A 25,786-nucleotide genomic window follows, 5' to 3' on the forward strand; every position below is an offset into this window, starting at 1 on the left:
ATGTTGGAGGCATTAAGCCCCCAGCATTTTGTTTTAGAGAGAACTGGCTTAGCCTGCAAAGTTGCCTGCCACAAACTCCCAGTTGACCAATTGCCAAAAGGCTTTTAAATAGTCTGGGCGAACATTGCGATAGTCAATGTAATAAGCATGTTCCCATACATCAACAGTTAATAAAGGTTTTTGGTTACCTGTTAAAGGCGTGCCAGCGTTGTTGGTGTTAACAATTTCCAAACTACCGTCTTGGTTTTTAACTAACCAGGTCCAGCCAGAGCCGAAGTTGTTTACGGCTTTATCAGTCAGTTGTGCTTGGAAGTCTGCAAAAGAGCCAAATGCTTCAATGATGGCATTAGCCAGTTCACCAGTAGGCTCACCACCACCATTGGGGCTTAAGCAGTTCCAGTAAAAAGTGTGATTCCAAACTTGAGCTGCATTATTAAAAACACCACCTTCAGAGTTTTTAACGATGTACTCTAAGTCTTTGCCAGCAAAGTCAGTACCTTCAATCAGGCCGTTTAATTTCACAACATAAGTATTATGGTGTTTACCATAATGGTAATCCAAGGTTTCTTTTGAGATATGAGGCTCAAGGGCATCACGTTCATAAGGAAGAGCAGGCAATTCAATAGCCATTGTAGGTTACTCCATTTATATTATTCATCAGGCTTAATAATAGGGTATGTCTTATATAGACAATAAGTTCAACTAAGGCAATGTTATGACATCGCTTTTACATGCTTATTTTTACATCGGTTGTCTGCTGTAAAAAATATGTATGACCAATCTGTTGCATATTACTCATGCCTTGCTTTGAATTTAACCCTACAGGTTTCAGAAGTAGGCAAATCATAGCACTCAAGTGATGCCTTTTCTATGGTATAAAAAGTAGGGTTAATAGGGGAAAGCAAACGTAGGAAATATTGGGCTTATAAGGCTCGTGCATTTATCTCGAATGTACCACTAGTGACTTTGATTCTAGAAGTGCCAGGCAAGCTTTCGATGGTGTTTCTGCCCATTAGTTGGGATGGGGTAAAGTAACCTCCTTCTCCACGGTAGTGCAACAGGTGTTGTACTGCTAATAAGGTGCCGGCTACTGTCAATAGGTAGCCATTGGGGGTGGTAAGAAAGGCATGCTTAATATCCCCGCGATCATTTTTCACTTCTCCCCAAACAGATACTTTGCTTTGCAGTCGCTCTTGTTCTGATGGCCCTCGATATTTACGTGAAGCTTGATATTTTAAGAGTCGCTGTACTAATGGTAGTGATAATAAAGGACGATACCAGCGTAATCGACGTAGTCGATGAATACCAGGGGGTGATAGAGGAATGTAAACCTCAATGTTAGGAATATGGGTTGAAAAGTAAGCGGTTGCGACATCTCCCCAAGGGATTATTACAGCTTGTTTTAAGCCATTGCCAAAGTCAATTTGGCGTTGTCGGTAGCCGAGCGGTACAGTTTTAATAATGCCATTTTCACGAATTTTACAGCCTGACCTTAATCCTTCAATTGCTGTTTTCATGGTGCCGGGGCTTAATTGACTATTGCTATCAAAACCAAGGGCCAGGTAGTTCGCATCTGGCAAGGCATTTTTCAGGGTGGCTGCGATGCAGTCTGTTGGTATGACATCAAATCCTACACCAGGACATAGTACAACATTAGCTTCCTTGGCGGCTTGGTGTTGTTCAAAAATAGCTGTAAATACTGATATTTCACCAGTAATATCAAGGTAATGGGTACCCTGGCTTAAGCAAGCAGAAACAATTGGCCTGCTAGTAGTGGAAAATGGACCAGCACAAAGTACAACAAGATCAATGTCTGATAGTGATTGGTTCACAATTTGCTGATCAGTTAGGTCAAAAATACGGTAAGATAGGCCTAATTCAATAGCTAAAGGGGCAATTTCTTGATCGTTACGTCCCCCAAGTATGGGCTCGAGCCCTTGTTTCACGGCTTCTTTGGCAATTAGCCGACCAGTATAGCCATTGGCACCATAAATAAGCCATTTAGGAGAGAGTTGGGTTTTTACTGTTCCTGTCTGGCTTTCAAGCATACATAGTGGCTCCCGTAGCGGGCATGGTAAAGAGTTGGCATACTGCTAGTGAATAACCTGCATGAATCTATCAATAGCGTATGATTCGGAAGTGGTAGGCTATTCGGCTGTAGTAACTTAATCAAGGAATTTGTGAAATAGCTAAACTGCAATCAGGTGAAATTTAAATAATAAAAGGGTATTGGTGAATAGTAGTCAATATTCTACAATGGCTGGCAATGAAAAAGGGCGAGAAGTATTGCGATGACTGATAACCGATACGATGACTACGATGACTTACCCAGTGTATCGATTGCAGATGATGACATAGATAGCAGGCACTATGGTAGGCCAAAAACTATTGTGAAGAAGTCTAGCCCATTACTTGCATTTATGGTTTTTCTGCTAGTGATTACAGTTGTGGCAATGGGAGGGTTTGGTTATTTAACCATTGATAAGCTCAGGAAGGAAAATGCCAGCCTGAAGAAGTCGCAGCAAAAAACACTGACGATTTTAAATGAAGTGACAGGTAAGCTTTCGGCAACTGGTGCAGACTTAGCCAAGACTGCCTCTAAACGAGAAGCTGAGCGCGTCAAAATGAAAAAGGAGCTGGCACTGGCTCATAGCGAAATTCGTAAGTTGTGGGATTTAGCGAACAAACGGAACAAGTCGAGTATTGAGGCAAGCCAACAAGCGACTGAAAAAAATGCCCTGGCAATTGCCAAGCTAACCAAATCACTTGGTGGCAAAGAGAGTACTGTGACGCAGCTTGCTAAGGATTATAAATCGAGCCAGTCACAAATAACTAAACTGGCGGCAGAGTTAGCTCAGTTAAAGAAAGCAAATAGCAAGCTGACCAAACAGCTTAGTAACCAGTCAAAGCCGAACCCAGCAAATGAAGCAGCAATCTCTGTATTGACAGAACAGCTAAATCAGTTAGAGCAAACGGTTGAAACGCTTTCAGCCCAGCAGAAATTAGTTGGCAAACAGGATCAAGCCCAGCAGGCAGACTTAGTCAAACAAGTAGCAGCCCATGCAGAAACACTAAAAGCCATTGATGCATTTAGACGACAAGTTAATAGCCAGCTAATTGAAATTAAGAAAAAGCTTAAGTAATCAATATATACCCATCATGAATCATTTTTAGGTGTAAAAATAAAACGATATATACTCACAGCGAAGGATAATTTAAGCGAGGTCATGGAGAGATGAAGCCCCAGTCATTTAGTAAACTAAATGACTGGGGTGAAGAGCAATGGTATAGAAATCATTCGCGAAAAGTATAAAAGCCCTGCTAGCGCCGGGCTTTTTTTATCCTTCACTTTTCTTTTTTGTACCCCATCTTGTTATATATAATAGATACCTGGTTATCATTTATTGTGTCTACTATTTTATATATTGGGCAATATTGTTAATAGTTCAATAGTAATAAATTGGTTTAGTTCACGCCAAAAGCAAATGACAAAGCTATAATCCATTGAATTGAGACAAATTATTAGCAGGGTAAGTCTTGAGAATAGGTTATTTGATTATTAATTCATGTATTAACTTGTTTAGTGATGCTTTAACTAATCTAGTAAGCATTTAATATAGCAGTAAACATTTTACAATAGCCTATCAGCTAACCTAAAACGAGCTTTATATAAAAATACAAAGTACCTGCCTAAGTGGGTGTAACTAGAGTAGTTATCATTATGCAGTTAAATTGTCCTTTATTGTTGCATGTACCACTGTTAAGTGTGCTGTTGTTAACAGCTTGTACAAGTAATTCGCCGCTAAAACCAGGTGTAAAACAACAATCTTCTTTTAGTACACTATCTGCAACTTATGATTACCAGGGAACTGATTACAATAAGCTGCTAGGTGCTTATGATCAACGTTACCAGCAGGCCAATAAGTGGCTGGATACTAGTAACAGCTATGATTTATTTAACTTCTATCAACCTAATCAGGCAGACTTGCCATTAACAGCCACGGACTGGGCGAAGATTAAACAAAATGTTGCCAGCAACTTATTACAAAAACCGGTCATTCAAGCACATTTTCATATCCCAAAAAGCGTTAAACCTCGTTTATTAAACGCTTTCAGGCAACAAAAAGGACTACTGACACCAGCTCTCAAGTTGACTTCAGCCAATGAAATCATTCCAGACATAGAGCAAACAACACTGTTACATAATTGGTTGAAAGAGAAGCAACAATTTAAACTGCTTTCTCTTAAAAATAGCCTTAAATATCATGTACGCTTTGTGACGAGTGTTGAAAGTAAATGCCCAAATCGTGAGCAGCATGGCATGACAGGCTGCGTCATGAAAAGCTGGGTATTGTCAAATAACTTGAATTTGTTGGAGGATAACAGCCCATATAATTTATCTTATATCAACCGGCTGTTAAATGAACACTTGCCTAAAGTTGGTTACATGATTATTCCTGATCAACCGTTGGTTGAATCACCTGCGGTAGTGCATATGAAGTTTGCTAACCACTCTAAAACGTTAACCACAGCAACGGCTGTGCAGAGGGAAGCTGATATTAGCCCTCACTTGGTTTCTAGTCGTGTAGACTTTGTATTGGTAGATTCTGCAAGCCAGCAACTGGAAGGTAAGTTGACTAAAAACAGTGCCTACTGTGAAGTGAAACTATTACAGCTGGAAGCCCTGGATGCGCTAAAAAATAGTGTTAAGCCTACACTTAAACAGCGCGAACAAATAATGGAATACACTGACAAGGTGGCCAGTGAATTTTGCAAAAACACCCTAAAGCTGCTTGTTAAATAGACAATAGTGGGGTTTGTTTGTGATGTCTGTATAAACTTTCGTTATCTGTTATTTAATTTTTTTGGGATTTAGGCAGACTTATTAGTGGCTTTGTAAAAAGATATGCGACAATACCGTTGTGTACTTTTTTGCTCGCGTTTCTACATTTGTTGGTATTATTGTAAAAGTGAAGGGTATAAATTTTTTTAGAGCCAGTCTACATTTTGTAAGATATCCTTGAAAAAAATCGTTTTAATGGGGATAAGCTCAACCTTGGTTTTATCTATAAATAAACAAATGTATATCTAACATAATGGAAATACTCAGATTATCTATTAATGTGACGCGAATATTTATTATTTGCATTTCAGGAAACACTGTACATGCTGAAGTTGGGCTATAAACACAGCGCAAAAGGAGCTATATGGTTAGTAGGCAATAAAGTAGTGGTAGGGAATGGAGTTGATTGTGACTTTATTGTAAAAGATCCTACTATTGCAGACGAGCATATTAGTATTTTTATTCAAGGGGACCAGGCTACATTAATCGATTTAACGGGAGGGATAAATACTTACGTTAATAATGAACCTGTCTTGAAAAACCGTTTATTACAAGCGGGTGATACTATTCGCATAGGCGCTACTGAACTATTGATTTCTGATCCAAAGCAGGTAAGGGCGCCTGTACATAATCCTGTAAAAAAGGTAACGGGCTGGTATCTTAAGCCTGTTAATCATGATTTAGCTCAAAATACGATTGCTGTGACTGACCAGTTGCTGGTAGGGCGAGCTACTGACTGTGATTTATGTTTACCCTCTCCGCATATATCCCGACGTCATGCGGAATTGTATTTGGTTGATGGCTTACTTTTCGTGAAAGACCTGATTTCAGCTAACGGCTCTTTTATAAATGATCAACAAATTACAGAAGGTCGGCTTCGTACCGGTGACTTAATAACATTTGATCAGTTCAGCTTTGTGGTTATTGGTCCACCAGAGGATCAAAGTAAAACCCGAGTGAGAGCAAAGTCAGAGGCAATGACCACCCAGAACTACCATAAAACTAATACAGGTTATTTGCCCCTTAACCAGTTGAATTATGACTTGCAACAACAAGAGTTGGTCAATGCAAGTAAATCCAATACAACTAGTTTCAAGCTTTGGGGGTGGGGGGCTTTACTGCTTATTCTGATGACACTGTTGTGGTGGTTTAATTTGATTAACTAGTGCTGTGTTGCGAATTGATACACCATTTTGTAATTTTTTATGGTTTAGTGTCAGTATCAGTTATTGTGGCTAGCTTGTTCTTAATTAGGGTAAGAAATAACGCTGATGTAAAACCAGATGAACCAAACAGCATACACATCACCATAATTTGATAACGCACTGCAATTAAGGGGGAAACCCCTGATAGAATCTGCCCTGTCATCATTCCAGGCAAAGAGACTAGTCCAACTGCAAACAATGAATTTGTAATAGGAATCAAAGATGTTTTAAAGGCGATAATGCGCGCCTCCTCATAGGATAACCCTCTATTCAGCTCGGCTTCTATTCTTTCTCCTGCCAGGCTAACGCTGTTCATAGCATTAGCAAACACCATTCCTGCTAGAGGAATTAAATAATTAGGTAAATACCAAGGTTGTAGTATCAAAATAAATTGAGTGATAAAAAATAAGATTATTCCTCCACCCAAGGTAATTGAGATAAAGGACATTAAATATAATGTTTGGCGAGGAATTGATAGAGTGCGTAAAGCAATCCAGCTTGAAGCTGCTATCATTACGAAGAGAACCAAACCAACAATTAAAGCACTATCGCTGGCAAAAATATACGTTAAAATGTAACCAATAAATAATAGCTGAGTTAGCATGCGGCAAATGGCGTATATAGTATTTTTGTAATTTAATTGCCATTTCCAAATAATTATAATGACGGCCGCCACAGGAATAAACGCTAATGCTAGGTTGGAAAAGGGTATTATTTGTATTGACTCTTTCATTAGTTTGTACTTGTGGTCTTTAAATATACTATTACTCAATAATTGTAGTTATCACTTTTGTTTTAACTGAGTTAGCAATAAAACATTTTTCATGTGATAAGTGATGTATTTCTTCTAACTCTTGTCGGGTTGGCTTGCTACCATCAAAGCTAATTTTGGGGTGTAAGATGACTGTTGTCATTGCCATCCTGCCATCAGTGTCTTTTTCCAGCGTACCTATGGCATTATCTACGTATTCATTAATAATAAACTTTCGTTTAGCTGCTATAGCTAAGAAAAATAACATGTGGCAGCTTGATAAGGATGCGACAAATGCTTCTTCAGGATCAACATTTGCTTCCTCAGAGTATGGCAATGGGACAATATGGGGAGATGAGGAGGCAGGTATGGTGAGGCCTCCGTCAAATGACCAAGTGTGGGCACGACTATATTGATTAGCTAAGTAGTCTTCGTCGTCAGCTTTTTGCCATCTTATGGTTGCTGTATATTCAGACATTTTCAGGCTCCTATTGAGCAGGCAGTTGGTTGGCTAATATTCCTAAGTGCTTCTAATTCAGACATTTTCTCTAGAAGTCTACTAGGCTCCGTAAAAGGATAATCTAAATTACCTTGCCATTTTGTTATTGTTGTTGATTCAGTTGTTGGCAGTACAATCATGTGTTCAATAGTGATGATTAGTTTATTGGCTAGAGTGTAGAAGTGATCGTTAATTATCCAATCGTAACGTCCACAGCCTACACGAAGCTTTTTACTGGCTTTTTCTCTCATGATTACTAACCATTGACATGATAGATCACTTTGCCCGTTTTGAAATGAGTTGAGTAGACAGTAGGTGTAAACATTTTCGTAGGATTGGTTGAAGTTAGTCACCAAGGTGTCGGTGATAGCACTTAAGCCTGTTGTTATAGCAGGGAGTTCAATATGAGCTGATTTGTTTTTTATTTCCAGAACGGCATCTCTGGAAAAGACTTGCTTCATTAAGGAAGGCTGGTTTTTATCTTTAGCTTGAATATAAGTATGTATTATATTCTCAAAATCATTGTAGAGAGTGATACTCATATGCTTTCGCTATTTTCACTAAAAAATGACTGATTGATATGAACTAACTGCACTGCTGTTCTATGGATAATAGTTTTTGCTTGGCGTCTAAACCTCCGGCATAGCCAACTAGCTTCCCATTGTTACCGATAATACGATGGCAGGGAATAAAGATTGATATTGCATTGGCACCATTAGCGTTGGCCACGGCTCTGATGGCTTTTTTATTACCAATATTTTCTGCTAATTGCAGGTAGCTGGTGGTTGTACCAAAGGGGACTTGCAGTAAAGCTTGCCAGACGGTTTTTTGAAAAGGAGTTCCAACCATTAATAAAGGAATATCAAAAATATTTCTTTTGGCGTTAAAATATTCTGTTAGTTGTTGTTTGGCTGTTTGTAGAGTATCACTATTTTCTTCAATAAAACCTGCTTTAAGACCTTTGGTTAGCCTGTTATCAACCGTAGTTCTTGCTTCTCTATATTGCCAGTCACACAAGCAAAGCTGACCATTATATTCACCTAATACTAACGGACCACAGGGTGTATGATAATACTGGATATTTATTTTTCTCATAAGTTATTACAGTGTTTCTCCATTGACGATGGACCAATGGTAAGGTTGTAATTCTCGAATTGTTTTAAAAATAAGCTGATTTTGTTGGTTACTGATAGTAACTTGTACATTGCCACCCCAGTGGACAACTCTTTCCTGGCAAATGTTGCAAGGACTAAGGATTAAATAATCAGCCTTCTCGCTTTCGCGATAAATGCATAATGAATGGGTGACTATTTCATTAAGTATATGGGCTTCTACTAGAAGTGCGCCCACTTCCATACATAAGGCAAGTGCATCATTTTTGGTGTCGGGTGCTACACTGGTCAAAATTTTACCTGACTGGGTTCTAATAGCCGCTGCACCTCCAAAATCCACAGGATAACGCTTTTCACTTAGTCTCATTGCAGCCTGGTATAATTGTTCTCCTATATTCATGCTATTGCCCATAGAATACTCAAAAATATATATGTAGTTGAGGTCTTTACCCTTTCGAATGAGGGTATAAAACTAAGCTTTTATTATACTTTTAAAGTTGTGACTAAATTAACAGTATATAGGCTTGACGTAAAGCAGATTGTGTCCAAGGGAGAGGGATAGTTGTAGCTCTGATGCCTTGCAGTCTTGAATCTGTAACTACTTCTGGGTACATCCTTATAACACTAGTACAAAACGTGACTTAAGTATCATTGTTGTTGTGCTGAATATCAATCAACCTAATTTACATAGTTTAGCAAAATCAATAACCTTGAATAGTAATAAAAAAGTAGGGTTTGCTTTGGTTCTTAATCAAGAGGCTAACAATAAATAATAATATTTTTAATGGAAGTAGTTATCTTATGGTGAAGCGCTTATTATTTGTTATATTTCTTGTAAATTCATTAACAGCTTTTTCTTTTGTAAATGCTAGCTCGTATACAGGGAAAGGTATTACTGTTGCTGTTATTGACTCGGGAATTAATAGTAATCATCCACAGCTTCGTCATATTACCCGACATTATTGTTTTTCATCGAACTGGGATAAAGAAAATAATTATAAACAGGCCTCCTGTCAAAGTAATTATCATGGTAGCAATAACCCTGCAGATCATGGTACTCATGTTGCCGGTATCATTGCTGCTCAGCCACTCAGTGAGGGTGCGCCCACAGGTATAGCGCCACAAGCTAATGTTGTTAATTTGCGAGTGCTACATCAGGCTAATAATGGTTCTAACTTTGACATTGTTGAAGCGCTTAAGGCTATAGACAGCAACCCAGAATTACAGGACGTTAAAGTGGTCAATATGAGCTTAGGTAGTCGCTCATTTTCAAGTTGGTCTTGTGTCCCTCCAACAGGGCCTGCACGTGCAATAAGGAACTATATTTCTAAATTAACTGAAAAAGGGGTTATTGTAGTAGCTGCTTCAGGGAACGAGGGTTTTGGGGTATTTAAGGATTTTCCGGCTTGTCTTGACAATGTTATTGCTGTAGGTGCCTTTAAAGCGAGTAACAAAAATAAATCAACGGTTGGTCAGCAGCCATTTGCTCATACTGAAGTACTTGCACCTGGTTATAATATTATTTCAACCAATGAAAATTTCGATCCATCAGATAAAAACTCTTTAACGAAAATGGACTCTGGTACCTCAATGGCAACACCCGCAGTAGCAGGTTGTATTGCGTTGATGGCAGAAAAAAATCCACAAATTAATACTGAGCAAGTTAAAGAAATTTTTACTAGTACTTTTAAGAGTAAACAACAAATAAAACGTAGCGGAAAACCGACTGGGGTTTTGGATTGCGTTGCTGCATTAAATAATACCCCGTTGACTAAGCTAATCTCACAAAAATAAGCTTTTATTTTATAATAATTACATCAAAACTACCTTGTTTAATAAATCGCTCGGCCAATTGGCCATGTATAGCATGGGTCCAGTGGTTTTGTGGTAGCCATCCAATAATCAGTAAATCGATCATTTGCTGCTGCAATCGTTGACTGATGACATAGCCAGGTTCTCCTTGCATACAGGTGATGGAACAGGCATCAGCTGGGAGTGTATTTTGTAATTGGCTAACCAGTTGATCAAAGTTAGTCTCCAGTTGTTGCGTTTCCTCTTGATGTGGCTGGGTAAGGTCTGTATCAACTAACCATTCTGCTCCTAATGGTGTTATAGCATGAAATAATTCAAGCTTTATGGATAACCTGTTAGCAAGCCTTCCACTGACTGCAATCACTTTTTGAGTAAGCTGTTCGTGTTGCGCATCATGCTGTTCACCATTCACACAAACTAATGCCTGCTGGTTGGGGGTTGGTTGTGTGATAAACCATATAGATATGGTCGTTTCTTTAATGAATTGCATGGGGCTAATAGCTGCAAATTGTTGGGTAAAAGGGAGGCTAGGATGAAGGTGTTTTATGATGAGCGTAATCTGTTTTTTAAGGCAGACTTGATTTAACTGATGTATACCTTCATCTCCCATAAAAATCCCACAGTAGTGGAGTGCTTTGTTAATATTTAATTGACCACAAATTTGTTCAACCTGTTGATTGGATTCTGTTTCTATTTGCTTTTTACTGGGAGACTGTTTACCTGGTAAGGGTAAGTACTTAAATGAGTGGGTAATTATAACAGCATAATAAATTTCGTCGGAAAGTAAGGCTGCTGTCGTTATGGCTCTATTTAAAAAAGTGGAAGAGTTATTTTGCCAGTCAAGCAATACTAAACAAAAAGACGAAAGTGGTGTATTTAAATTTTCCATTGAGTAACCGCTGTTTTATAATGATTATCTAAACGAGTATTTATTATTATGGCATAAAAAAGTAGTGATCTGATTCACGATTTGACTGTTTGGCAACCATTTTTAATCGCTTCAGTTTTTTTTATTGCAAAAAGTCATTATATACTCCAACCGGACGATTTATTCGTGCAATGGAGAGTTTGGCTTAATGAAAAAAATGAACTTAATTACCACGGGGATTGTTCTGAGTCTGGCCACTTATACAGTAGCTGCTGAGGAACAGGTTAAGCCCCACGCGTATGTTGCTCCTTCGGTGGGCAAATACTTTTTTAATGATGATCGTGGCCTTGAGGATGATTCCATCTACAGCCTGGATTTCGGTTATCAGTTTAATGAGCGTACTGCCTTGCAATTAGGGGTTGGGGGCTTAAAAACTGAAGATCCTGGTTTGGATAACGAAGTTGATGCCCAGTGGTATCACCTGGATGGGCTGTACTTTTTTAACCCAAAAGGTAAATGGAAGCCTTATTTATTGGCAAGTGCTGCTCACATGCGGATAGACCCAAATACCTCAGGTGTTGATGAAGAAACCTTGCTAGGTGTGGGTGTGGGTATTGAGCGCGAATTAACTGATCGGTTGGCGCTAAGAACAGATGTTCGTGGTTACCACAGTCTGGATGAAGATGATAACGATGCAGCCTGGATGTTTTCACTCAAGTATGCCTTGGGCGACACTAAAACCAGTAAGCCTCGTAAAGTGACGCCAGCTCCTACTCCGGTAGAAGAGCCTCAGACAATTTATGTCGATAAGCCCGTTAGTGTGAGGCTTAATGTTGAGTTTGACTTTGACAAGTCAGAGGTGAAGCCTGAGTACTACGGTGAATTGGAAAAAGCTGCCCAGTTCTTACGTAAATACTCCAATGTGCATGTCACTATTGAAGGACATACTGACTCAGTCGGTAATGACACCTACAACCTGATGTTGTCTCAGTCACGTGCCGATGCCGTTCGTGAAGCGTTGATTGAACAATATCAAGTGGATGGCAATCGCCTGACCGCTATTGGTAAAGGGGAAGCTGAACCCATTGCTGATAACGGAACTCCTTTGGGTCGTAAGCAAAACCGTCGGGTTGTTGCTACTATCGAAGCAGTCGATCGCGTTGAAAAGGTAGTTACTGAGTAATACCCAAAAGCCAATGCTGAGTTGGTAACAGGCAATGACCTGTTTACCAGCTTTTGCTGGCTTACCTGTTTGTTTCTGAATGATCAAAACTGTACTTGTGTGTTGTTGCTTTCTTACGAAAGCTGCTCGTTAAGTAAAATTGTCTATTAAAGAAAAAAGCCAATAGGTCGATATTTGTTGACATGGTTTTTCTTTACTTAATGACAGGGTAAAACGATGGCAGAACAACAAGTGCGCTTTTTCTTGAATGGCCTCAGTAGTTGTTGTGGTGCAATTGTTTTTCTCTGCAAACTTGTCTTCGTCTCTATATTATTCATATTGATCAGTGGCTGTGCTTCTCACCGGATTAATCAAGAGTTAGATTTTGCTTATCAGCATTATGACAATGGTAATTGCGTAGGTACTTTTCACTCTCTAAGTCGGGTTGATCGAATGATTCGTGCTCAACCACGGCGTTTTTTACAACCAGAAGTTTCCATGTTACGTGGCCTATGTCTAGAACGACAGGGACTGTATATGGATGCAATAGAAACCTATCGTTTTATTCAACAGACTTACCCTCAATCTGAATATGCCTATCGTGCAAAAGCCCGAATTAGAGTATTAACAGGTGGAAAGATAGGGAAAAGCCCCTACGCTAAATGACGATTTCATGTCTTTTTGATAACGTTTAGCTGTCATTTTTAACAACTTACGACTACACTTCTAATAGGTTTGATCATTTCGCAAGCAAGTGGATGGCATGTGAGTTGTCGGTAATAACTTTGGCTATAGAAAAGCTATTTTCTATCTGACAGGGAGGTGCAACCTGATGTGAGACAATAAGCTAACGAACAATGGCAAATCACAGTTTTACTAATGAAAAACGCTTAATCCCTCGTCACCACCTCACTGACTATTTAACTGTATATAACAACTATACTGACCGATCAATGGGATTTATTGGTAACATATCCACTCATGGTTTGATGCTGATTAGTGAAATACCGATTATGACCAGTGCTGAGTATCAGCTGCTAATTAAGCTACCCGACAATGCCGGAAAGATAGATTTTATTGCGGTATGTTTATGGTGTAAGCCTGACATTGATCAACGCTATTTTGACTCTGGCTTTGAGATTATTCATACCCATTGCGGTATTAAAGATATCGTTGAGTCGCTGCAACACTACTTTAGTTTTAAAGACTGAACTATCAAGGCGCATTTTGTTTTCCAGGTTAACCTCGTAAAATGCACTGATATTTTGTCATTGGGTAGTGATATTGTTTTATGTCTGAACAGTTGGAATCAACCTATGCTATTCCTACGCAGCCTATTACTGTAGAGCATGAAGTCAAGCGCAGTAGGTTTATCGCTTTGATAGAACATGTTCAGGATCGCCAACAAGCATTAGCAACCATTGAGCAAATTAAAATTCGCTACCCTGATGCGCGCCATCATTGCTGGGCTTATGTTGCTGGACCGCCTGAGGGTGCGACCAGTATTGCATTTAGCGATGATGGTGAGCCACAAGGTACTGCAGGCAAGCCCATACTTAATGTGTTACAGCATCATAAAATAGGTGAAGTACTTGTAGTGGTGGTGCGTTACTTTGGTGGGGTTAAGCTAGGGGCGGGTGGATTGGTGCGTGCCTACTCGGGGGTGACTCAAGCAGCCCTAGAGCAACTGTCTACTAAGCTAAAAGTGCCTTGTCTTTCCGGTGTAATCAACTGTCACTATAGCTTTGAGCCAACTGTGAAGGTAATACTGGAAGAGTATCAAGGCTCTATTATTGACAGTCAATATACTGAACAAGTAACCATTACTGCAAAAGTACCTTTAGAAAATAAACAACAGTTAGAGCTGGCTGTCATTAATAAAAGCAAGGGACAAGCTCAGTTAAAATGGCTTTAAATTTGAGTAATCACTAAAACTTCACTTAATATGGGGCACTCAGCTGATACCTATAACATCGTCTAAAGAGTAGCCAATGCCACAAGCCCCAACTTTTTATTGGTATGATTTTGAAACGTTTGGTGCCGATCCAGCCAAAGACTGGCCTGCACAATTTGCGGGTATTCGTACCGACCAAGATTTCAACGAAGTAGGTTCACCTGATAATTTTTATTGTCGATTGCCTGATGACCAGCTACCAAACCCGGAGGCTTGTTTAATTACTGGAATTACTCCACAAACTACCTATCAGCATGGAATACCAGAAGCTAAGTTTGCAGATAAAATCTATCAGCTGTTTAGCCAGCCGAATACTTGTGTACTAGGTTATAACAGTATTCGCTTTGATGATGAAGTTACCCGTCATTTGTTGTATCGCAATTTTTTTGATCCTTATGCCAGAGAATGGAAAAACGGCAATAGTCGTTGGGATTTATTGGATGTTATGCGAGCTGCTTATGCATTAAGGCCAGAAGGTATCGAGTGGCCCTCTAATGAGGAAAACATACCTAGTTTTAAGTTAGAGCAGTTAACCCAGGCTAATGGTATTACCCATACCCAAGCCCATGATGCATTATCGGATGTAAGGGCAACTATTGCCTTAGCAAAATTATTAAGGGAAAAACAGCCTAAACTGTTTGACTTTATGTTAGGTGTTCGAGATAAAAATAGGGTGAAAGCACATGTAGATACGACCAATCCGTTTGTGCATATTTCTGGTATGTTCTCACCTAGCCGGGGTTGTATGGCGATAGTCATGCTATTAGCTGAGCACCCAACTAATAAAAATGGCCGTATTGTCTATGACTTGAGTGTAGATCCAACACCGCTCTTAGCGTTATCGGTAGAAGAAGTTCGCGAACGCTTATTCACCCCGGCTGACCAGCTACCAAATGGTGTAGCGCGCATACCGCTAAAAACCATTCATATCAATAAATGTCCGGTAATAGCCCCTTTAAATGTGCTACGACCAGCAGACCAAGAACGCTGGCAAATTGATTTAGCCATGTATAAACAGCATCATCAAGCATTAATGGCTGCCGCGGGATTAAGAGAAAAAGTCAGTGAAGTTTTTAATCAACAGCCAGCAACGGCAACGAATGATCCTGACCTGATGTTATATAGTGGTGGCTTTTTCAGCCCTTATGATCGAGGCCAAATGAATCGTCTAAAAACATTACCTCCCAATATGTTGGAAGAAATGGCTGGCCAGTTTCAGGACAGTCGATTAGATACCATGTTATTTCGTTATCGGGCTCGTAACTACCCTGAAATCCTCACTTCATCAGAGCAGCAACGCTGGCAGAGCTGGTGCCAACATCGACTAATGAAAAAAGAGGGCGGTGGTAGTATTTGTTTGCCAGAGTTGCAAGCACTAATAGCATCATTATTGGCGACAAAGCAAAATCCACAGGACCAGGCTATTCTAAGGCAGTTACAGCAATTCGTGGATGAAAAGCAAAAGGCCTTGAAGACTTAAGCTGTTCAAAACTCAATTGCTTAACCGATAGGTCAAGTAATATAATTCATCCCCTTTTAGTTATTTGTTGATTGGAAACTGTACGTGCCTAAATATGAATTGCACTAACAGTTTAGGATGAGGAAAGTATGTCACGTAGTTATCGATTGGTTATAGGTTGCCCTGATCGGGTAGGAATTGTTGCCAAAGTCAGTAATTTTTTAGCCACCTATAACGGCTCGATTACTGAAGCCAATCATCACTCAGACACAGAATACAACTGGTTTTTTATGCGCCATGAAATTTGTGCTGATTCGTTGCCGTTTGATCTGGATGGCTTGAAAACAGCGTTTGCCCCTATTGCCAATGAGTTTAATATGCAATGGCAAATTACTGACTCAGCAACGCCTAAAAAGGTAATTTTAATGGCCAGCAAACAAGCTCATTGCTTGGTTGATTTATTGCATCGCTGGCATAGTGGCGATCTGTATTGTGAAATCCCTTGTGTCATATCAAACCATAATGATTTGCGTAGTATCGTCGAGTGGCATGGTATTCCTTTTTTTCATGTGCCAATTGATAAAGAGAATAAAGAGAAATCCTTTTCTCGGGTGATGGAGCTAATAACAGAGCATGATGCTGATGCCATTGTATTAGCTCGCTATATGCAAATTTTGCCCCCCCAGCTATGCGAGCAATATGCTGGTAAAATTATTAATATTCACCACAGTTTTTTACCTTCTTTTATAGGTGCAAAACCTTATCATCAAGCCCATCAGCGGGGGGTGAAATTAATTGGTGCCACTTGTCACTATGTAACTGAAGAATTAGATGCAGGGCCCATTATTGAACAGGATATTGTTCGAGTAAGCCATCGTGACAAGGTTGAAGATATGGTCAGGCTGGGTAAAGATTGTGAAAAAACCGCTTTAGCTCTTGGTTTGCGTTATCATATAGAAGACCGGGTTATTATTCACAAAAATAAAACGGTGGTTTTTGTTTAAAAGTAATTGGTTGGTTTGAGTACCTCTACTTTCAGTAAAAAAGGGTAGAGGCAGTAAAATATTAGAGATGCTCTATAGTGCGCTGAAAAATAATAGTATCTGTTGCTTCTGTTTGTAATGAACAAGAGAAGCCGTTTTTTTCTAGTATCCGTTGTGATGCTAGATTCTCCTTCTCAACTCCAGCCGTTAATAACGAAACTTTATTTTCTTCGCTCCAAGATATAAGTCCTTTAATGAGTTCACTTGCAAACCCTTTACCCCAAGCAGACTCTTCTAGTAAATAACCAATTCTTAATTCTATACCATTGGTATTTGTTTCGTCTTGAGCCAAGATTAATAATCCAATTGGCATTTTTAACTGTTTTTCAATGATCAGCAAAGTTACTCCCTCGTTATCTCGTGCTTGGATCCAGTTTTTTGCATGTTCATCTGTACAAATATTTTGCCAATCAGCAGGAAGCGAATGTGTGACAGCTGAAGTAAGAATTTGCTGAACAATATTCACTAGGTTATTTTGTTTGCACTCGGTTTTATCAATTGAGTGCCATTCTCTCACCAGTAATCTAATTGTCTCGAAATAATAGCTGTTAGTTGCCATTTTAGTAATTTATATCAATTAAATTTAACTATTTTAGCTTATTCGGTTAGTTCAATTCGTAAGTTAATTATAAACTATACCGAGCATTAGCCAATGAAAAGTGATATAACCAATGAAAAATATAGCAAATAGGATAGTACTCAATACTAAACCAAACGAAAAAAGAGTTTTATTAATCTTCATGAAAACTACCTTTTGATTCAATGATTATGTTACTCCATTGTAACGTATGACTTCAATACTTTAAAAATAAAATATGTACAAATACTTACCTTTAAAACTAGTAAATTTAAAAATATTAAATCTTGATCATTGACTGAAAATGTTGATGTGTTACATTGATGTAACTTTTAGTTAGGGTTTTCAAGCAGGATACACTGCATATTAGGATATACCACTTATATAGAATTTTTGTAACTATTCGGGAAGCAGGCATGAATTTTACTGTAGCGCTTATGGGGTTAGCTATTTACATTTTGCTTTGGGAAAAATTACCTGATTGGGGAGGGTGGTTCAATTGGATTATAGAACATCTACCTAAACCGCTTGCTTATCTATATGAGGCTTGGCGCTGCCCTTACTGTTTTGGGTTTTGGATCAGTTTAGTTTTACACGGAGTAACGGGTATTCAGACTATTCCAGAGCTGGCATCTATGCCTGTTTACATGGGCAAAGTAGGTATTGTGGTTGCTTGGTTTCTTGATGCATTAGCAACAGCAACATTGATAATGTTAGGGCAACTATTGATTAATGCGATTGCTGTCCCTGCTATAAAAGGCCATCAAATGACTCAAGAATTTCGGTTATCTTTTAAGGAGGAGCAATAAATTAACTAACTTTGTGCTAACTAAAAAATATTTATTTTCTTGTTTTATGGGAAAACACTTCGTAATAATTATACATCACATCTTGAAATGCCTGTATTACAGGCATTTTACTTAAGCTATCATTTCATTCGACCTTTCTGACTATACGGCATGAGCTTGCTATGTTCTTGATTAAGTATGTAATCTTAGCGGTATAATGTGCTGGCCATTGATTAACTGCAAGACAGTGTTTGAGCTGTTCTAAACTTTAGCAAGTTAATGGTGCCTTAATATGGACGCTTTGGAAACTAAACAACTTTTGCCTCAGAGCCAAAAAAATGAATAGCCCCAGATTTGTATCCGGTCCCCTCATGCCACATATATTGGCGATGAGCTTCACTAGTGCTGCTGGTATTACAGCTCTTTTTCTGGTGGACCTGCTGGATATGTTCTTTCTAAGTATGCTGGGTACTGTAGAGTTAGCTGCTGCGGTGGGTTATGCAGGTACCGTTGCATTTTTTACAACGTCTTTTGGTATTGGGCTTTCTATTTCATCTGTTGCACTGATATCAAAGGCAATAGGAGCCAATGAACGCAGTAAAGCTGAGCGCTTGATGGTACATGTGTGTGCGACCGCGTTGGTTTTCTCAAGTTTGGTGGCTGGTGTTGTGTGGCTTTTTATTCCTGAACTGCTATCGTTACTCGGCGCTCAAGGCAAAACTCATGCACTGGCTGTGAGCTACCTGAATATTTTAATCCCTTCACTACCGTTTCTAGCACTTGCCATGTGCCTTGGTGCAGGTCTTCGCGCTGTTGGTGATGGTAAGCGTGCCATGTATTCAACCATAATGGGTGGATTGGTTAACGCAATATTAGATCCTATTTTTATCTTCACGTTTGATCTTGGAGTAGAGGGCGCTGCGATTTCATCTGTGTTTGCCCGTGTCACCATGTTAGCTATTGCTTGTTGGGCAATTGTAAAACACCATAAGCTGTATTCAAGTTTTCATCCCAAGCGTTACTTTCAAGACTTACGTAGTATTAATGCCATTGCGATTCCTGCAATACTCACTAATATTGCTACCCCTACCAGCAACGCCTTTGTGACCAAAGCAATGGCTGAGTTTAATGATGATGTGGTAGCTGGCTATGCTGTTATTGGGCGACTCATTCCGGTTTTGTTTGGTGTCATTTTTGCGCTCTCAGGTGCTGTGGCACCTATCGTGGGCCAGAACTTTGGCGCAGGTCGACTTGATCGTGTTAGGGAAAGCTTGAACAAAGCTATTTTGTTTTGTATCGGTTATATTAGTGTAGTGAGTCTATTATTTTTTCTGGTTAATAACCAAGTGATTGATGCTTTTAAACTAATAGGTGAAGCGGGTGATCTGGTACGCTTTTTCAGTCATTTTGTAGCCATTACTTTTATTTTCAATGGAATTTTATTTGTAGCGAATGCTTCCTTTAATAATCTTGGTAAACCAACTTTCTCCACTATTATGAGCTGGGGGAAAGCCACGCTTGGAACTGTGCCTTTTATCTGGTTAGGAGCCAAACTTTATGGCGCTGAAGGAGTACTTCTTGGCCAGGCTATTGGGGGTATGTTTTTTACGTTAATCGCCATTTACCTTGCCTATTATTTGGTGGATCAAAAGCAACTCGACTGCACGGAACAAAACCAAGTATCTGAAATTGATACTGATCTTAGCTCTGAGCTTAATCCCCTGTCATCAAGTTGTGCTCAAGTTAATCAGCTGGTCAAAAAAACGGATAGTTACTAGGGCCAACAGGCCCTAAGGTACTCTTTAGATTAATTCACGAGTTGAGTTGTGGTTTAGAATTAAACTGTTATTTTCGCTCCATTTATCAGACCTTCTATATTCAGTTAAATCTTTAACCTGGCTAATCCATTCTCGTCTTAGGCATGGCAAAGTTACTTGAATACCATTGTGTTGTAGGCTATGAAACGAGGTGAACATTTTCCTATATTTATTATCAATTATGGGAACTCTTTTATTTTCAATGCAATAGTCCAGGAATATATTCCATTGTTGATAACAGGAAAAAGTGGCCTGTTCTCTAGGAACATCAACTTCTATTAAGCAAATACCTTGGGAAAACTGGTGTTCTGAAACCAACTCATAAAGTGTTGCAAAAGTGGGTTGAAAAGCCCACAGCCAAATGGGAAGATGGTTACCAATATTAATATTTCTGTCTTGCATTCTCTTGCTCATCCACTGATAGGCTATTAACCAATCAGGCTCTACTAGGGCCTGTTAACACTAATGTTGTTACAATAGGCTCATGGAGATTACAACACAACAATTTAAAATGATCGAACACTTGCTGCCTGTTCAGCGCGGCAATGTAAAACTATCGAATATACAAGTACTCAACGCCGTTCTCTATGTTGCCGAGCATGGGTGTAAGTGGCGAGGGTTACCGAAATATTTTGGCAACTGGCACAGCATTTATACACGCGTTAATCGATGGGCCAAAAAAGGTGTTTTAGATGATGTTTTTTCTGTATTACAAGAAGCTGATGTCATCAATATCCAGGTTGATCTTGTGTCGCTCGATAGCACAATCATACAAGTTCATCCTGATGGTACAGGCGCGTTAAAAAAAACGGTCCACAAGCGATTGGTAAATCAAGAGGAGGATGGTCAACTAAAATTCACCTGGTAGCAGCAGATGATCAAACGGCGGTCACTTTTTCATTATCTCCAGGTCAAGCAGGTGATGCACCGGAAGGTAGAAAGCTATTAAAGAGGCTTGAAAACTGTGGCTGGGAAGGTGCGCACGTCATTATGGATAAAGCCTACGAAGGTGACGAAACCAGGCAACTCGTATTTGATTTAAATATGGAGCCTGTGGTTCCGCCAAAAAGTAATCGGTTATCACCTTGGAAGTATGATCGTGAAATGTACAAGAAACGTAATGAAGTTGAACGCTTATTTCGTAGGCTAAAAGGCTTTAGACGTATATTCTCTCGATTTGAAAAATTAGACACTGTTTTTCGCTTTTTTATTCACTTTGCACTTATCGTCGACAAACTAATTAGTGTTAACAGGCCCTAGTTTGGGGGCGACATAGTAGGTATTTTTATATGTTAAGTGTTCAGCTACTTTAGTATGTTGGAAACTCCACAATTTCATTACAAACAGCTTACTTATTTGACTTCATTAAAAGCAGATTCAACAGACTTATACTGTTGTTGAGTTTTTATCGACTTATATTCAAGCCAACGGAACGGAATTTGACCTGGCCCTTCAGGGCTTTTTACCAAATGGTAGTAAATTAATGTGACGGCTGACTTATCAAAGTTGCTCAATTGGCTTTTGGTAGCTATTACAACAACAGTTTTATTTTTTATTTTAAAAACTCTTAAGTCCCTAAAAAGATATCCTAAACCTGATACTTTTTCATCCCAAAAGGTAATATCTTCTATATTCTCACCAATAGGGATATGCACAAAACTGCTGTCTTTGCTTTTTAGGTAAAATGTATAAGTGGTATCTGGGTGTGATGTACTATTGTCATATAGACCTTTGAATATAATATCCTGAAGTCCATCATTATTGAAGTCAATGTAGTTAGGGCCTGATTTTAATTTGATTTGATTGTCACAATAGCCAATCAAACAATAGCTGCATAATAAGGTGATAAAAAATTTGTTAAACAAAATTAGTTCCTTACGAGTCTGAAACCAATATCATCTAATCGATAGTGCCGAGAGTGTATATTGCAGTAAGCTAAATTAAGGCCTTTGCTATTTTTCCAGCTTTCTCCGCAAAAATAATGCATTTTATTGAAAACGCCAGCTATAAGCTGTTCTTCACTTATATAGCTATCATAAATCCATTCGGAAACATTACCTGACATATCATACAAGCCTAGCTCATTTGGATTTAGCTGTTTGACTGTTGTTGTACCTTGCAACTGTGAACTTTCTTCATCCCATGCAACCAGGTTTTGGCTATTGCTACCTGAGTGTAATGTGCCATAAGTGTCCTGTAGAAGGGCTGGATTGCCACCTCTAGCGGCGATATGCCACTCAATTAAAGTAGGAAGGCGGAAGCCGTTAGTGTTGCTCACGACAATGTCGATTTTTGAACTTTCTACACTCTTGATTATTTTGCCTGTATTGGTTTTATAGACTGGTTGTAAGCCTAATCTCTCACTTAAGGCATTAGCCCACACAATAGCATCCATCCATGATATCAGTGTGACTGGGTGTTGAAGAGAGTTTGTTGTTTCTTCTAGGCATGAGTATTCTTTCCAGCCGTTACACCCATCAGTAAGCTGGTAACTGTGTTGAATGGCCCAGTCGTATATTGATTGATATAAGTTGTAGGTTACCTCAGTGGTCATTATCCAGTACGCTTTGGGAGAGACACTGGCTATCTTTTCATAATTTAGTTTTCCAAAAAGGTCTCCAACATAATAACTACGTTCGGAAACCAATGCTTCTTCAAACTTAAGGGATGGATTGCTGTCCTTAATAAGGACGGATCTTTTTATTGGATCAGCATAGCCCTGTGGGGACGTTGCTAAGAAAACGAGAATAGAAAGTGTTTTTATAACGATATTTTTTTTTGCTAGGTAAAAATGAGTAATCACTTAAGTATTTCCAAAAATGCGTATTGACTTTCTATACATTAGCTCTTCTATTATATGGAGTAATGACTTTTTTTATTAATTTTCACTGGTTGATGCAGTACATTCGCAATATCTACTAAATTGGGTTTTAATTTTTCACACGGACTTAACCAATAATTGAAGTGTTCTTACATATAACTTGTACAACCCATGATAAATAGGAATCTTTTATTTATAAATATTGAGAGTTACTTTATGTTACTTTTTTGTAACATTGATTGCTACATAGTAAAAATACTTATGTTCTTAGTTTTATTGGTTAAGGTTTGTAGAGAAAGAAATATTATACAAGATATATAATTAAAGGGAATATATTAATTCCAGAATAAGATATAGAGTATCTGGCAACTGAAATTATGTATAAAATTTAAGCATATTGAAGTTAAAGCTAATATAAGGTGAGAGGGGTCTCTTTAAAGCAAGTGATATTAGGTTTAAAATTCGCTGTTTTGAAAGCTTGATGATTTTATCTGTGTATGAAAGTTAAACAATAAAGATATGTTCTAATTTCTAGCAGGCACTAGCCCAAAACAATGTGTTTTGATGAAATATTCGGGCTTGGCAAAAGAATGTACTGTTTTGCTGGTTTTGACATTGGTGATGAACCAGCAGCGTAACACAACAGCTAATATTAAAGAGCTGGTTTTAAAATAAACAATGGCGATATGCAGTCTTAGTCTAACGAGTATGATACGCCATTGTAACATTGGTGTCTACATATAAAATGAGTGATACACGTCAAAACATTATAGAAGCTGGAGTTAGAGAGTTATCTCATGACCCCAACGCCTCTATGGCAAGCATTGCAATGTCAGCAGGTGTGAGCCGTATGACGATAAACCGATACTTTAGTAACCGACAAAACTTGTTGGCTTGTATTGAAGTCTACTTACTTGAAAAATATGAGCAGATGGTTGATGAGGCAATCAAGTCTCATGACTTGCCAGCTGATCAGTTGCAGTACTACCTACATGAAAGTATATCATTTGGTAATATCTTTCATATTATCACTCACCATAGCTACTTAGATACTCATCACCCTCATGACCCCACTCAGTGTCGATTTGCGAATGTAAATAGAAAGCTAACAAGGATAATCGAAGCATTAAATAGATCCAAGCAAATTAGAAAGGGTGTTCCAGTACTTTGGGTGCTACAGCTATTAGATTCAATCATCATTGCAACCTGGGAGTCTTTGAATCATGGTGCAATCACAAAAAAAGAAGCACCTAAATTAGCTTGGGATAGTTTTAAGAATGCGGTTCTAAAAGGTGTTGAGTAATTTATACTCAAGGTATTTTATCATATTTGACATGTGAAATATGGATACTTGTTAAAGTATCTCTCTACTGTTTGAAAAGCTGATATTGGGTGTTGCTTGCCCAATATCATTGGTTAATGAGTAAAATAGCTGTATGTAATCAACGGAGTTTTACTTGACTCGCCCGCCGAACTCAATACTCTCGATACGGCCTTTATAAAAGATGATAACTTTTAAGAAATCACTTTTTTGGTAAGTCCATCTTTCTTTAGAAATGTGTTTCGTTATTTCTTTTATTGTATGATTGCCAGTTGTTAGTTGTGAATCATTAAAATTTACTTTTGTATATTTTTACAGCCATAGCTGTTTGAAATGGTAGCTAAGTCCATAGTAATTAATATGCTGTTATCAAGAGTCGTGTAGGTTGCATTTTCTGTGGTGATAACTGCATTATCAAGTTCAATTTTTACATTATTAGTGAATCTAATATTATCTTTATCCAGTCTCTTTGAGTTTTTACTGGTAATTTGTTTGATTCTTTTAGTTCTTAGTTCTACATTTCCAGTATATTGGGTTGAACAATCAGAATCAGAAAAATTGGTTTTATCTGCAGTAATTTTAACATCAGCATAACTGAGAGATGTAGAAAATAATGTAAAAAAGGTAATTAAAGCGGCTAACTGCTTTTTCATCGAACTATCCTATACACTTTTTTCAAAAACTAAATAATGTTAAAACAAGTAGTTTAGCATTTTCTTAAATGTTACGCATGAGTAACACTACAGGCAATATGGGGAATAGAGTATAAGGAGTTATACTTACTGTAAACGATTGTCATTAATTTTAACTAGTTGACTAGGTTCTAAAATTATTGGTGTTAGGGTTTGTATAAGTATATTTACCACTATTTGAGGTGTTACATTTATGACACATTTATTGATAAGGAATTTTATTCCACTTTTGTTGAATGATTTAGTATTTAATAATATTTAATAATATTTAATAATATTTAATAATATTTAATAATATTTAATAAGGTGTAACTATGGAAAATAGCCTACACATAAAAAATAAGTGTAGAGTAGTAATTAGCTAGTTTTAGTATGAATAATTAGCTATAGATTGGTAGTTAAAAAATGCCTGAGAGTTTAAATAGAGTGATTAATTTTAATATGAATGGTTGTGTTAAGAATATAACATATTTATTTTTTTTAGGAGTGTTTTTAAGTGGATGTGGAACATCAGACGCAACTATAAAAAAGTTTGTTCGTGATTTTTATGACTCTACATTACTAACTGGGGTAGGGATACCTTCCGGAGATGAAGTAAAACCATATTTAAGTAAAGACTTAAGAAAACTTTTTACTGATGCAAAAGTTCAACAAGAGCAGTTTATTCAACAACACCCAAACCTGAAACCTGATCTAGTTGATACATTACTTTTTACTAGCATGCCGCATGACTTAGCTTATAAAACCTTTATTGAAGAAGTCAGTGAAGTAAATAATATGTATAAGGTAACTGTAAGCTTTTATACGGTACAAGCAGATTACAAATGTACTGATAAGCTCTTTATACTTACTGCGGGGTCAGCTTATGAAGTTGCTGATATTGAACTGGGATGTTATGAGTCTAAAAAATTAACAGAGCTTCTTAGGAGCTTGATTAAGACTAATCAATAATAATTGTGATTTTTAGGGTTAGTAGTTTATTTTAAAAGTAAGGCTTATCATTCGGCCAGGCGCCTTTATGACTCTTCTATCTAGATTTGATGACTGTGAGAAAACGGTAAA

At 38.2% G+C, this 25,786-nt stretch carries 28 protein-coding genes; 15 read left to right on the forward strand and 13 right to left on the reverse strand.

What is annotated here, in order from left to right; all coding sequences use genetic code 11:
• Nucleotides 1-48 precede the first annotated feature (48 nt).
• Nucleotides 49-630, reverse strand: coding sequence for a superoxide dismutase [Fe] (gene sodB / locus G4Y78_RS09055; RefSeq protein WP_163832715.1), 582 nt, complete (start codon nt 628-630; stop codon nt 49-51).
• Between the two features lie 293 nt (nt 631-923).
• On the reverse strand, nt 924-2,048 hold the full coding sequence (locus G4Y78_RS09060) for a saccharopine dehydrogenase family protein (protein WP_163832716.1): 1,125 nt from the start codon (nt 2,046-2,048) through the stop codon (nt 924-926).
• 243 nt (nt 2,049-2,291) lie between these two features.
• Here G4Y78_RS09060 and G4Y78_RS09065 point away from each other — a divergent pair, with 243 nt between their 5' ends.
• The 3 genes from G4Y78_RS09065 to G4Y78_RS09075 all read left to right on the forward strand — a co-directional run bounded on the left by G4Y78_RS09065 (nt 2,292) and on the right by G4Y78_RS09075 (nt 6,009).
• Complete coding sequence (locus G4Y78_RS09065) at nt 2,292-3,143, forward strand: coiled-coil domain-containing protein (RefSeq protein WP_163832717.1); 852 nt, start codon at nt 2,292-2,294, stop codon at nt 3,141-3,143.
• Between the two features lie 578 nt (nt 3,144-3,721).
• Nucleotides 3,722-4,804, forward strand: a complete 1,083-nt coding sequence (locus tag G4Y78_RS09070; protein ID WP_163832718.1) for a hypothetical protein — start codon at nt 3,722-3,724, stop codon at nt 4,802-4,804.
• A gap of 362 nt (nt 4,805-5,166) precedes the next feature.
• Nucleotides 5,167-6,009 carry an FHA domain-containing protein gene (locus G4Y78_RS09075; protein WP_163832719.1) on the forward strand — a complete coding sequence of 281 codons (843 nt, stop codon included), beginning with the start codon at nt 5,167-5,169 and terminating at the stop codon, nt 6,007-6,009.
• A gap of 37 nt (nt 6,010-6,046) precedes the next feature.
• Here the strand turns inward: G4Y78_RS09075 and G4Y78_RS09080 are convergent, their stop codons facing one another.
• From G4Y78_RS09080 to G4Y78_RS09100, 5 genes are read right to left on the reverse strand one after another with little or no spacing between them, the layout of a single operon-like run.
• Nucleotides 6,047-6,781, reverse strand: coding sequence for an ABC transporter permease (locus G4Y78_RS09080; RefSeq protein WP_163832720.1), 735 nt, complete (start codon nt 6,779-6,781; stop codon nt 6,047-6,049).
• 31 nt (nt 6,782-6,812) lie between these two features.
• Nucleotides 6,813-7,277: an OsmC family protein gene (locus G4Y78_RS09085; RefSeq protein WP_163832721.1), complete on the reverse strand. Its 465-nt coding sequence runs from the start codon at nt 7,275-7,277 to the stop codon at nt 6,813-6,815.
• Nucleotides 7,278-7,279: 2 nt separating this feature from the next.
• Nucleotides 7,280-7,840: a hypothetical protein gene (locus G4Y78_RS09090; RefSeq protein WP_163832722.1), complete on the reverse strand. Its 561-nt coding sequence runs from the start codon at nt 7,838-7,840 to the stop codon at nt 7,280-7,282.
• A gap of 43 nt (nt 7,841-7,883) precedes the next feature.
• Nucleotides 7,884-8,393, reverse strand: coding sequence for a methylated-DNA--[protein]-cysteine S-methyltransferase (locus G4Y78_RS09095; RefSeq protein WP_163832723.1), 510 nt, complete (start codon nt 8,391-8,393; stop codon nt 7,884-7,886).
• A gap of 6 nt (nt 8,394-8,399) precedes the next feature.
• Nucleotides 8,400-8,810, reverse strand: a complete 411-nt coding sequence (locus G4Y78_RS09100; protein WP_163832724.1) for a cytidine deaminase — start codon at nt 8,808-8,810, stop codon at nt 8,400-8,402.
• A gap of 401 nt (nt 8,811-9,211) precedes the next feature.
• Between G4Y78_RS09100 and G4Y78_RS09105 the strand changes: the two genes are divergently transcribed.
• A complete protein-coding gene (locus tag G4Y78_RS09105) occupies nt 9,212-10,204 on the forward strand; it encodes a S8 family peptidase (RefSeq protein WP_163832725.1) in 993 nt (330 codons plus the stop codon).
• Nucleotides 10,205-10,208: 4 nt separating this feature from the next.
• Here G4Y78_RS09105 and G4Y78_RS09110 read toward each other — a convergent pair whose 3' ends face one another.
• Nucleotides 10,209-11,111 (reverse strand): universal stress protein, encoded by a 903-nt coding sequence (locus G4Y78_RS09110; protein ID WP_163832726.1) that lies wholly within the window; start codon nt 11,109-11,111, stop codon nt 10,209-10,211.
• A 187-nt stretch (nt 11,112-11,298) separates the two neighbouring features.
• On the opposite strand from G4Y78_RS09110, the gene G4Y78_RS09115 reads away from it, so the two are divergent.
• The 6 genes from G4Y78_RS09115 (at nt 11,299) to purU (ending at nt 16,669) form a co-directional block, all read left to right on the forward strand.
• Nucleotides 11,299-12,273 (forward strand): OmpA family protein, encoded by a 975-nt coding sequence (locus G4Y78_RS09115; protein WP_163832727.1) that lies wholly within the window; start codon nt 11,299-11,301, stop codon nt 12,271-12,273.
• A 216-nt stretch (nt 12,274-12,489) separates the two neighbouring features.
• Entirely contained in the window at nt 12,490-12,918 is a 429-nt protein-coding gene (locus G4Y78_RS09120; RefSeq protein ID WP_163832728.1) for a tetratricopeptide repeat protein, read from the forward strand.
• Nucleotides 12,919-13,109: 191 nt separating this feature from the next.
• Nucleotides 13,110-13,463 carry a PilZ domain-containing protein gene (locus G4Y78_RS09125; RefSeq protein ID WP_163832729.1) on the forward strand — a complete coding sequence of 118 codons (354 nt, stop codon included), beginning with the start codon at nt 13,110-13,112 and terminating at the stop codon, nt 13,461-13,463.
• 80 nt (nt 13,464-13,543) lie between these two features.
• Entirely contained in the window at nt 13,544-14,167 is a 624-nt protein-coding gene (locus G4Y78_RS09130) for a YigZ family protein (protein WP_163832730.1), read from the forward strand.
• A 76-nt stretch (nt 14,168-14,243) separates the two neighbouring features.
• Entirely contained in the window at nt 14,244-15,686 is a 1,443-nt protein-coding gene (gene sbcB / locus G4Y78_RS09135; RefSeq protein WP_163832731.1) for an exodeoxyribonuclease I, read from the forward strand.
• 128 nt (nt 15,687-15,814) lie between these two features.
• On the forward strand, nt 15,815-16,669 hold the full coding sequence (purU, locus tag G4Y78_RS09140; protein WP_163832732.1) for a formyltetrahydrofolate deformylase: 855 nt from the start codon (nt 15,815-15,817) through the stop codon (nt 16,667-16,669).
• A gap of 61 nt (nt 16,670-16,730) precedes the next feature.
• Here the strand turns inward: purU and G4Y78_RS09145 are convergent, their stop codons facing one another.
• Nucleotides 16,731-17,267: a GNAT family N-acetyltransferase gene (locus G4Y78_RS09145; RefSeq protein ID WP_163832733.1), complete on the reverse strand. Its 537-nt coding sequence runs from the start codon at nt 17,265-17,267 to the stop codon at nt 16,731-16,733.
• Between the two features lie 434 nt (nt 17,268-17,701).
• Here G4Y78_RS09145 and G4Y78_RS09150 point away from each other — a divergent pair, with 434 nt between their 5' ends.
• Together G4Y78_RS09150 and G4Y78_RS09155 are read left to right on the forward strand one after the other, a co-directional pair.
• On the forward strand, nt 17,702-18,094 hold the full coding sequence (locus G4Y78_RS09150) for a hypothetical protein (RefSeq protein WP_163832734.1): 393 nt from the start codon (nt 17,702-17,704) through the stop codon (nt 18,092-18,094).
• Between the two features lie 350 nt (nt 18,095-18,444).
• A complete protein-coding gene (locus G4Y78_RS09155) occupies nt 18,445-19,851 on the forward strand; it encodes an MATE family efflux transporter (RefSeq protein WP_230425721.1) in 1,407 nt (468 codons plus the stop codon).
• A gap of 24 nt (nt 19,852-19,875) precedes the next feature.
• On the opposite strand, the gene G4Y78_RS09160 is transcribed toward G4Y78_RS09155, so the two are convergent.
• Nucleotides 19,876-20,319, reverse strand: a complete 444-nt coding sequence (locus G4Y78_RS09160) for a DUF3841 domain-containing protein (RefSeq protein ID WP_268935094.1) — start codon at nt 20,317-20,319, stop codon at nt 19,876-19,878.
• A gap of 55 nt (nt 20,320-20,374) precedes the next feature.
• Between G4Y78_RS09160 and G4Y78_RS09165 the strand changes: the two genes are divergently transcribed.
• A protein-coding gene (locus G4Y78_RS09165) for an IS5 family transposase (RefSeq protein WP_163832560.1) occupies nt 20,375-21,150 on the forward strand; the annotation gives its coding sequence in 2 pieces (ribosomal slippage) (nt 20,375-20,690 and nt 20,690-21,150; 777 coding nt in all).
• A 92-nt stretch (nt 21,151-21,242) separates the two neighbouring features.
• Here the strand turns inward: G4Y78_RS09165 and G4Y78_RS09170 are convergent.
• The gene (locus G4Y78_RS09170) at nt 21,243-21,755 is read right to left on the reverse strand and encodes a carbapenem self-resistance protein CarG family protein (RefSeq protein WP_163832737.1); all 513 of its coding nucleotides are present in this window, start codon (nt 21,753-21,755) and stop codon (nt 21,243-21,245) included.
• A 2-nt stretch (nt 21,756-21,757) separates the two neighbouring features.
• On the reverse strand, nt 21,758-22,693 hold the full coding sequence (locus tag G4Y78_RS09175; RefSeq protein WP_268935067.1) for a formylglycine-generating enzyme family protein: 936 nt from the start codon (nt 22,691-22,693) through the stop codon (nt 21,758-21,760).
• Nucleotides 22,694-23,456: 763 nt separating this feature from the next.
• Between G4Y78_RS09175 and G4Y78_RS09180 the strand changes: the two genes are divergently transcribed.
• The gene (locus G4Y78_RS09180) at nt 23,457-24,014 is read left to right on the forward strand and encodes a TetR/AcrR family transcriptional regulator (RefSeq protein WP_163832739.1); all 558 of its coding nucleotides are present in this window, start codon (nt 23,457-23,459) and stop codon (nt 24,012-24,014) included.
• A 314-nt stretch (nt 24,015-24,328) separates the two neighbouring features.
• Here G4Y78_RS09180 and G4Y78_RS09185 read toward each other — a convergent pair whose 3' ends face one another.
• A complete protein-coding gene (locus G4Y78_RS09185; RefSeq protein WP_163832740.1) occupies nt 24,329-24,685 on the reverse strand; it encodes a hypothetical protein in 357 nt (118 codons plus the stop codon).
• 444 nt (nt 24,686-25,129) lie between these two features.
• Here G4Y78_RS09185 and G4Y78_RS09190 point away from each other — a divergent pair, with 444 nt between their 5' ends.
• The gene (locus G4Y78_RS09190) at nt 25,130-25,675 is read left to right on the forward strand and encodes a hypothetical protein (RefSeq protein WP_163832741.1); all 546 of its coding nucleotides are present in this window, start codon (nt 25,130-25,132) and stop codon (nt 25,673-25,675) included.
• The last annotated feature ends 111 nt before the right edge of the window (nt 25,676-25,786 follow it).

Origin of the sequence: Spartinivicinus ruber (genome assembly GCF_011009015.1) — a bacterium.
Classification (GTDB): Bacteria; Pseudomonadota; Gammaproteobacteria; order Pseudomonadales; family Zooshikellaceae; genus Spartinivicinus; species Spartinivicinus ruber.

Bases quoted from the DNA above. Each gene is read 5' to 3' on its own strand.
- G4Y78_RS09125 (WP_163832729.1), top strand. From the start codon at position 13,110: ATGGCAAATCACAGTTTTACTAATGAAAAACGCTTAATCCCTCGTCAC.
- G4Y78_RS09180 (WP_163832739.1), top strand. From the start codon at position 23,457: ATGAGTGATACACGTCAAAACATTATAGAAGCTGGAGTTAGAGAGTTA.
- purU (WP_163832732.1), top strand. From the start codon at position 15,815: ATGTCACGTAGTTATCGATTGGTTATAGGTTGCCCTGATCGGGTAGGA.
- G4Y78_RS09100 (WP_163832724.1), bottom strand. From the start codon at position 8,810: ATGAATATAGGAGAACAATTATACCAGGCTGCAATGAGACTAAGTGAA.
- G4Y78_RS09085 (WP_163832721.1), bottom strand. From the start codon at position 7,277: ATGTCTGAATATACAGCAACCATAAGATGGCAAAAAGCTGACGACGAA.
- sbcB (WP_163832731.1), top strand. From the start codon at position 14,244: ATGCCACAAGCCCCAACTTTTTATTGGTATGATTTTGAAACGTTTGGT.
- G4Y78_RS09095 (WP_163832723.1), bottom strand. From the start codon at position 8,393: ATGAGAAAAATAAATATCCAGTATTATCATACACCCTGTGGTCCGTTA.
- G4Y78_RS09185 (WP_163832740.1), bottom strand. From the start codon at position 24,685: ATGAAAAAGCAGTTAGCCGCTTTAATTACCTTTTTTACATTATTTTCT.
- G4Y78_RS09105 (WP_163832725.1), top strand. From the start codon at position 9,212: ATGGTGAAGCGCTTATTATTTGTTATATTTCTTGTAAATTCATTAACA.
- G4Y78_RS09075 (WP_163832719.1), top strand. From the start codon at position 5,167: ATGCTGAAGTTGGGCTATAAACACAGCGCAAAAGGAGCTATATGGTTA.
- G4Y78_RS09090 (WP_163832722.1), bottom strand. From the start codon at position 7,840: ATGAGTATCACTCTCTACAATGATTTTGAGAATATAATACATACTTAT.
- G4Y78_RS09150 (WP_163832734.1), top strand. From the start codon at position 17,702: ATGAATTTTACTGTAGCGCTTATGGGGTTAGCTATTTACATTTTGCTT.
- G4Y78_RS09115 (WP_163832727.1), top strand. From the start codon at position 11,299: ATGAAAAAAATGAACTTAATTACCACGGGGATTGTTCTGAGTCTGGCC.
- G4Y78_RS09155 (WP_230425721.1), top strand. From the start codon at position 18,445: ATGCCACATATATTGGCGATGAGCTTCACTAGTGCTGCTGGTATTACA.
- G4Y78_RS09145 (WP_163832733.1), bottom strand. From the start codon at position 17,267: ATGGCAACTAACAGCTATTATTTCGAGACAATTAGATTACTGGTGAGA.
- G4Y78_RS09110 (WP_163832726.1), bottom strand. From the start codon at position 11,111: ATGGAAAATTTAAATACACCACTTTCGTCTTTTTGTTTAGTATTGCTT.
- G4Y78_RS09070 (WP_163832718.1), top strand. From the start codon at position 3,722: ATGCAGTTAAATTGTCCTTTATTGTTGCATGTACCACTGTTAAGTGTG.
- G4Y78_RS09060 (WP_163832716.1), bottom strand. From the start codon at position 2,048: ATGCTTGAAAGCCAGACAGGAACAGTAAAAACCCAACTCTCTCCTAAA.
- G4Y78_RS09080 (WP_163832720.1), bottom strand. From the start codon at position 6,781: ATGAAAGAGTCAATACAAATAATACCCTTTTCCAACCTAGCATTAGCG.
- G4Y78_RS09190 (WP_163832741.1), top strand. From the start codon at position 25,130: ATGCCTGAGAGTTTAAATAGAGTGATTAATTTTAATATGAATGGTTGT.
- sodB (WP_163832715.1), bottom strand. From the start codon at position 630: ATGGCTATTGAATTGCCTGCTCTTCCTTATGAACGTGATGCCCTTGAG.
- G4Y78_RS09065 (WP_163832717.1), top strand. From the start codon at position 2,292: ATGACTGATAACCGATACGATGACTACGATGACTTACCCAGTGTATCG.
- G4Y78_RS09130 (WP_163832730.1), top strand. From the start codon at position 13,544: ATGTCTGAACAGTTGGAATCAACCTATGCTATTCCTACGCAGCCTATT.
- G4Y78_RS09120 (WP_163832728.1), top strand. From the start codon at position 12,490: ATGGCAGAACAACAAGTGCGCTTTTTCTTGAATGGCCTCAGTAGTTGT.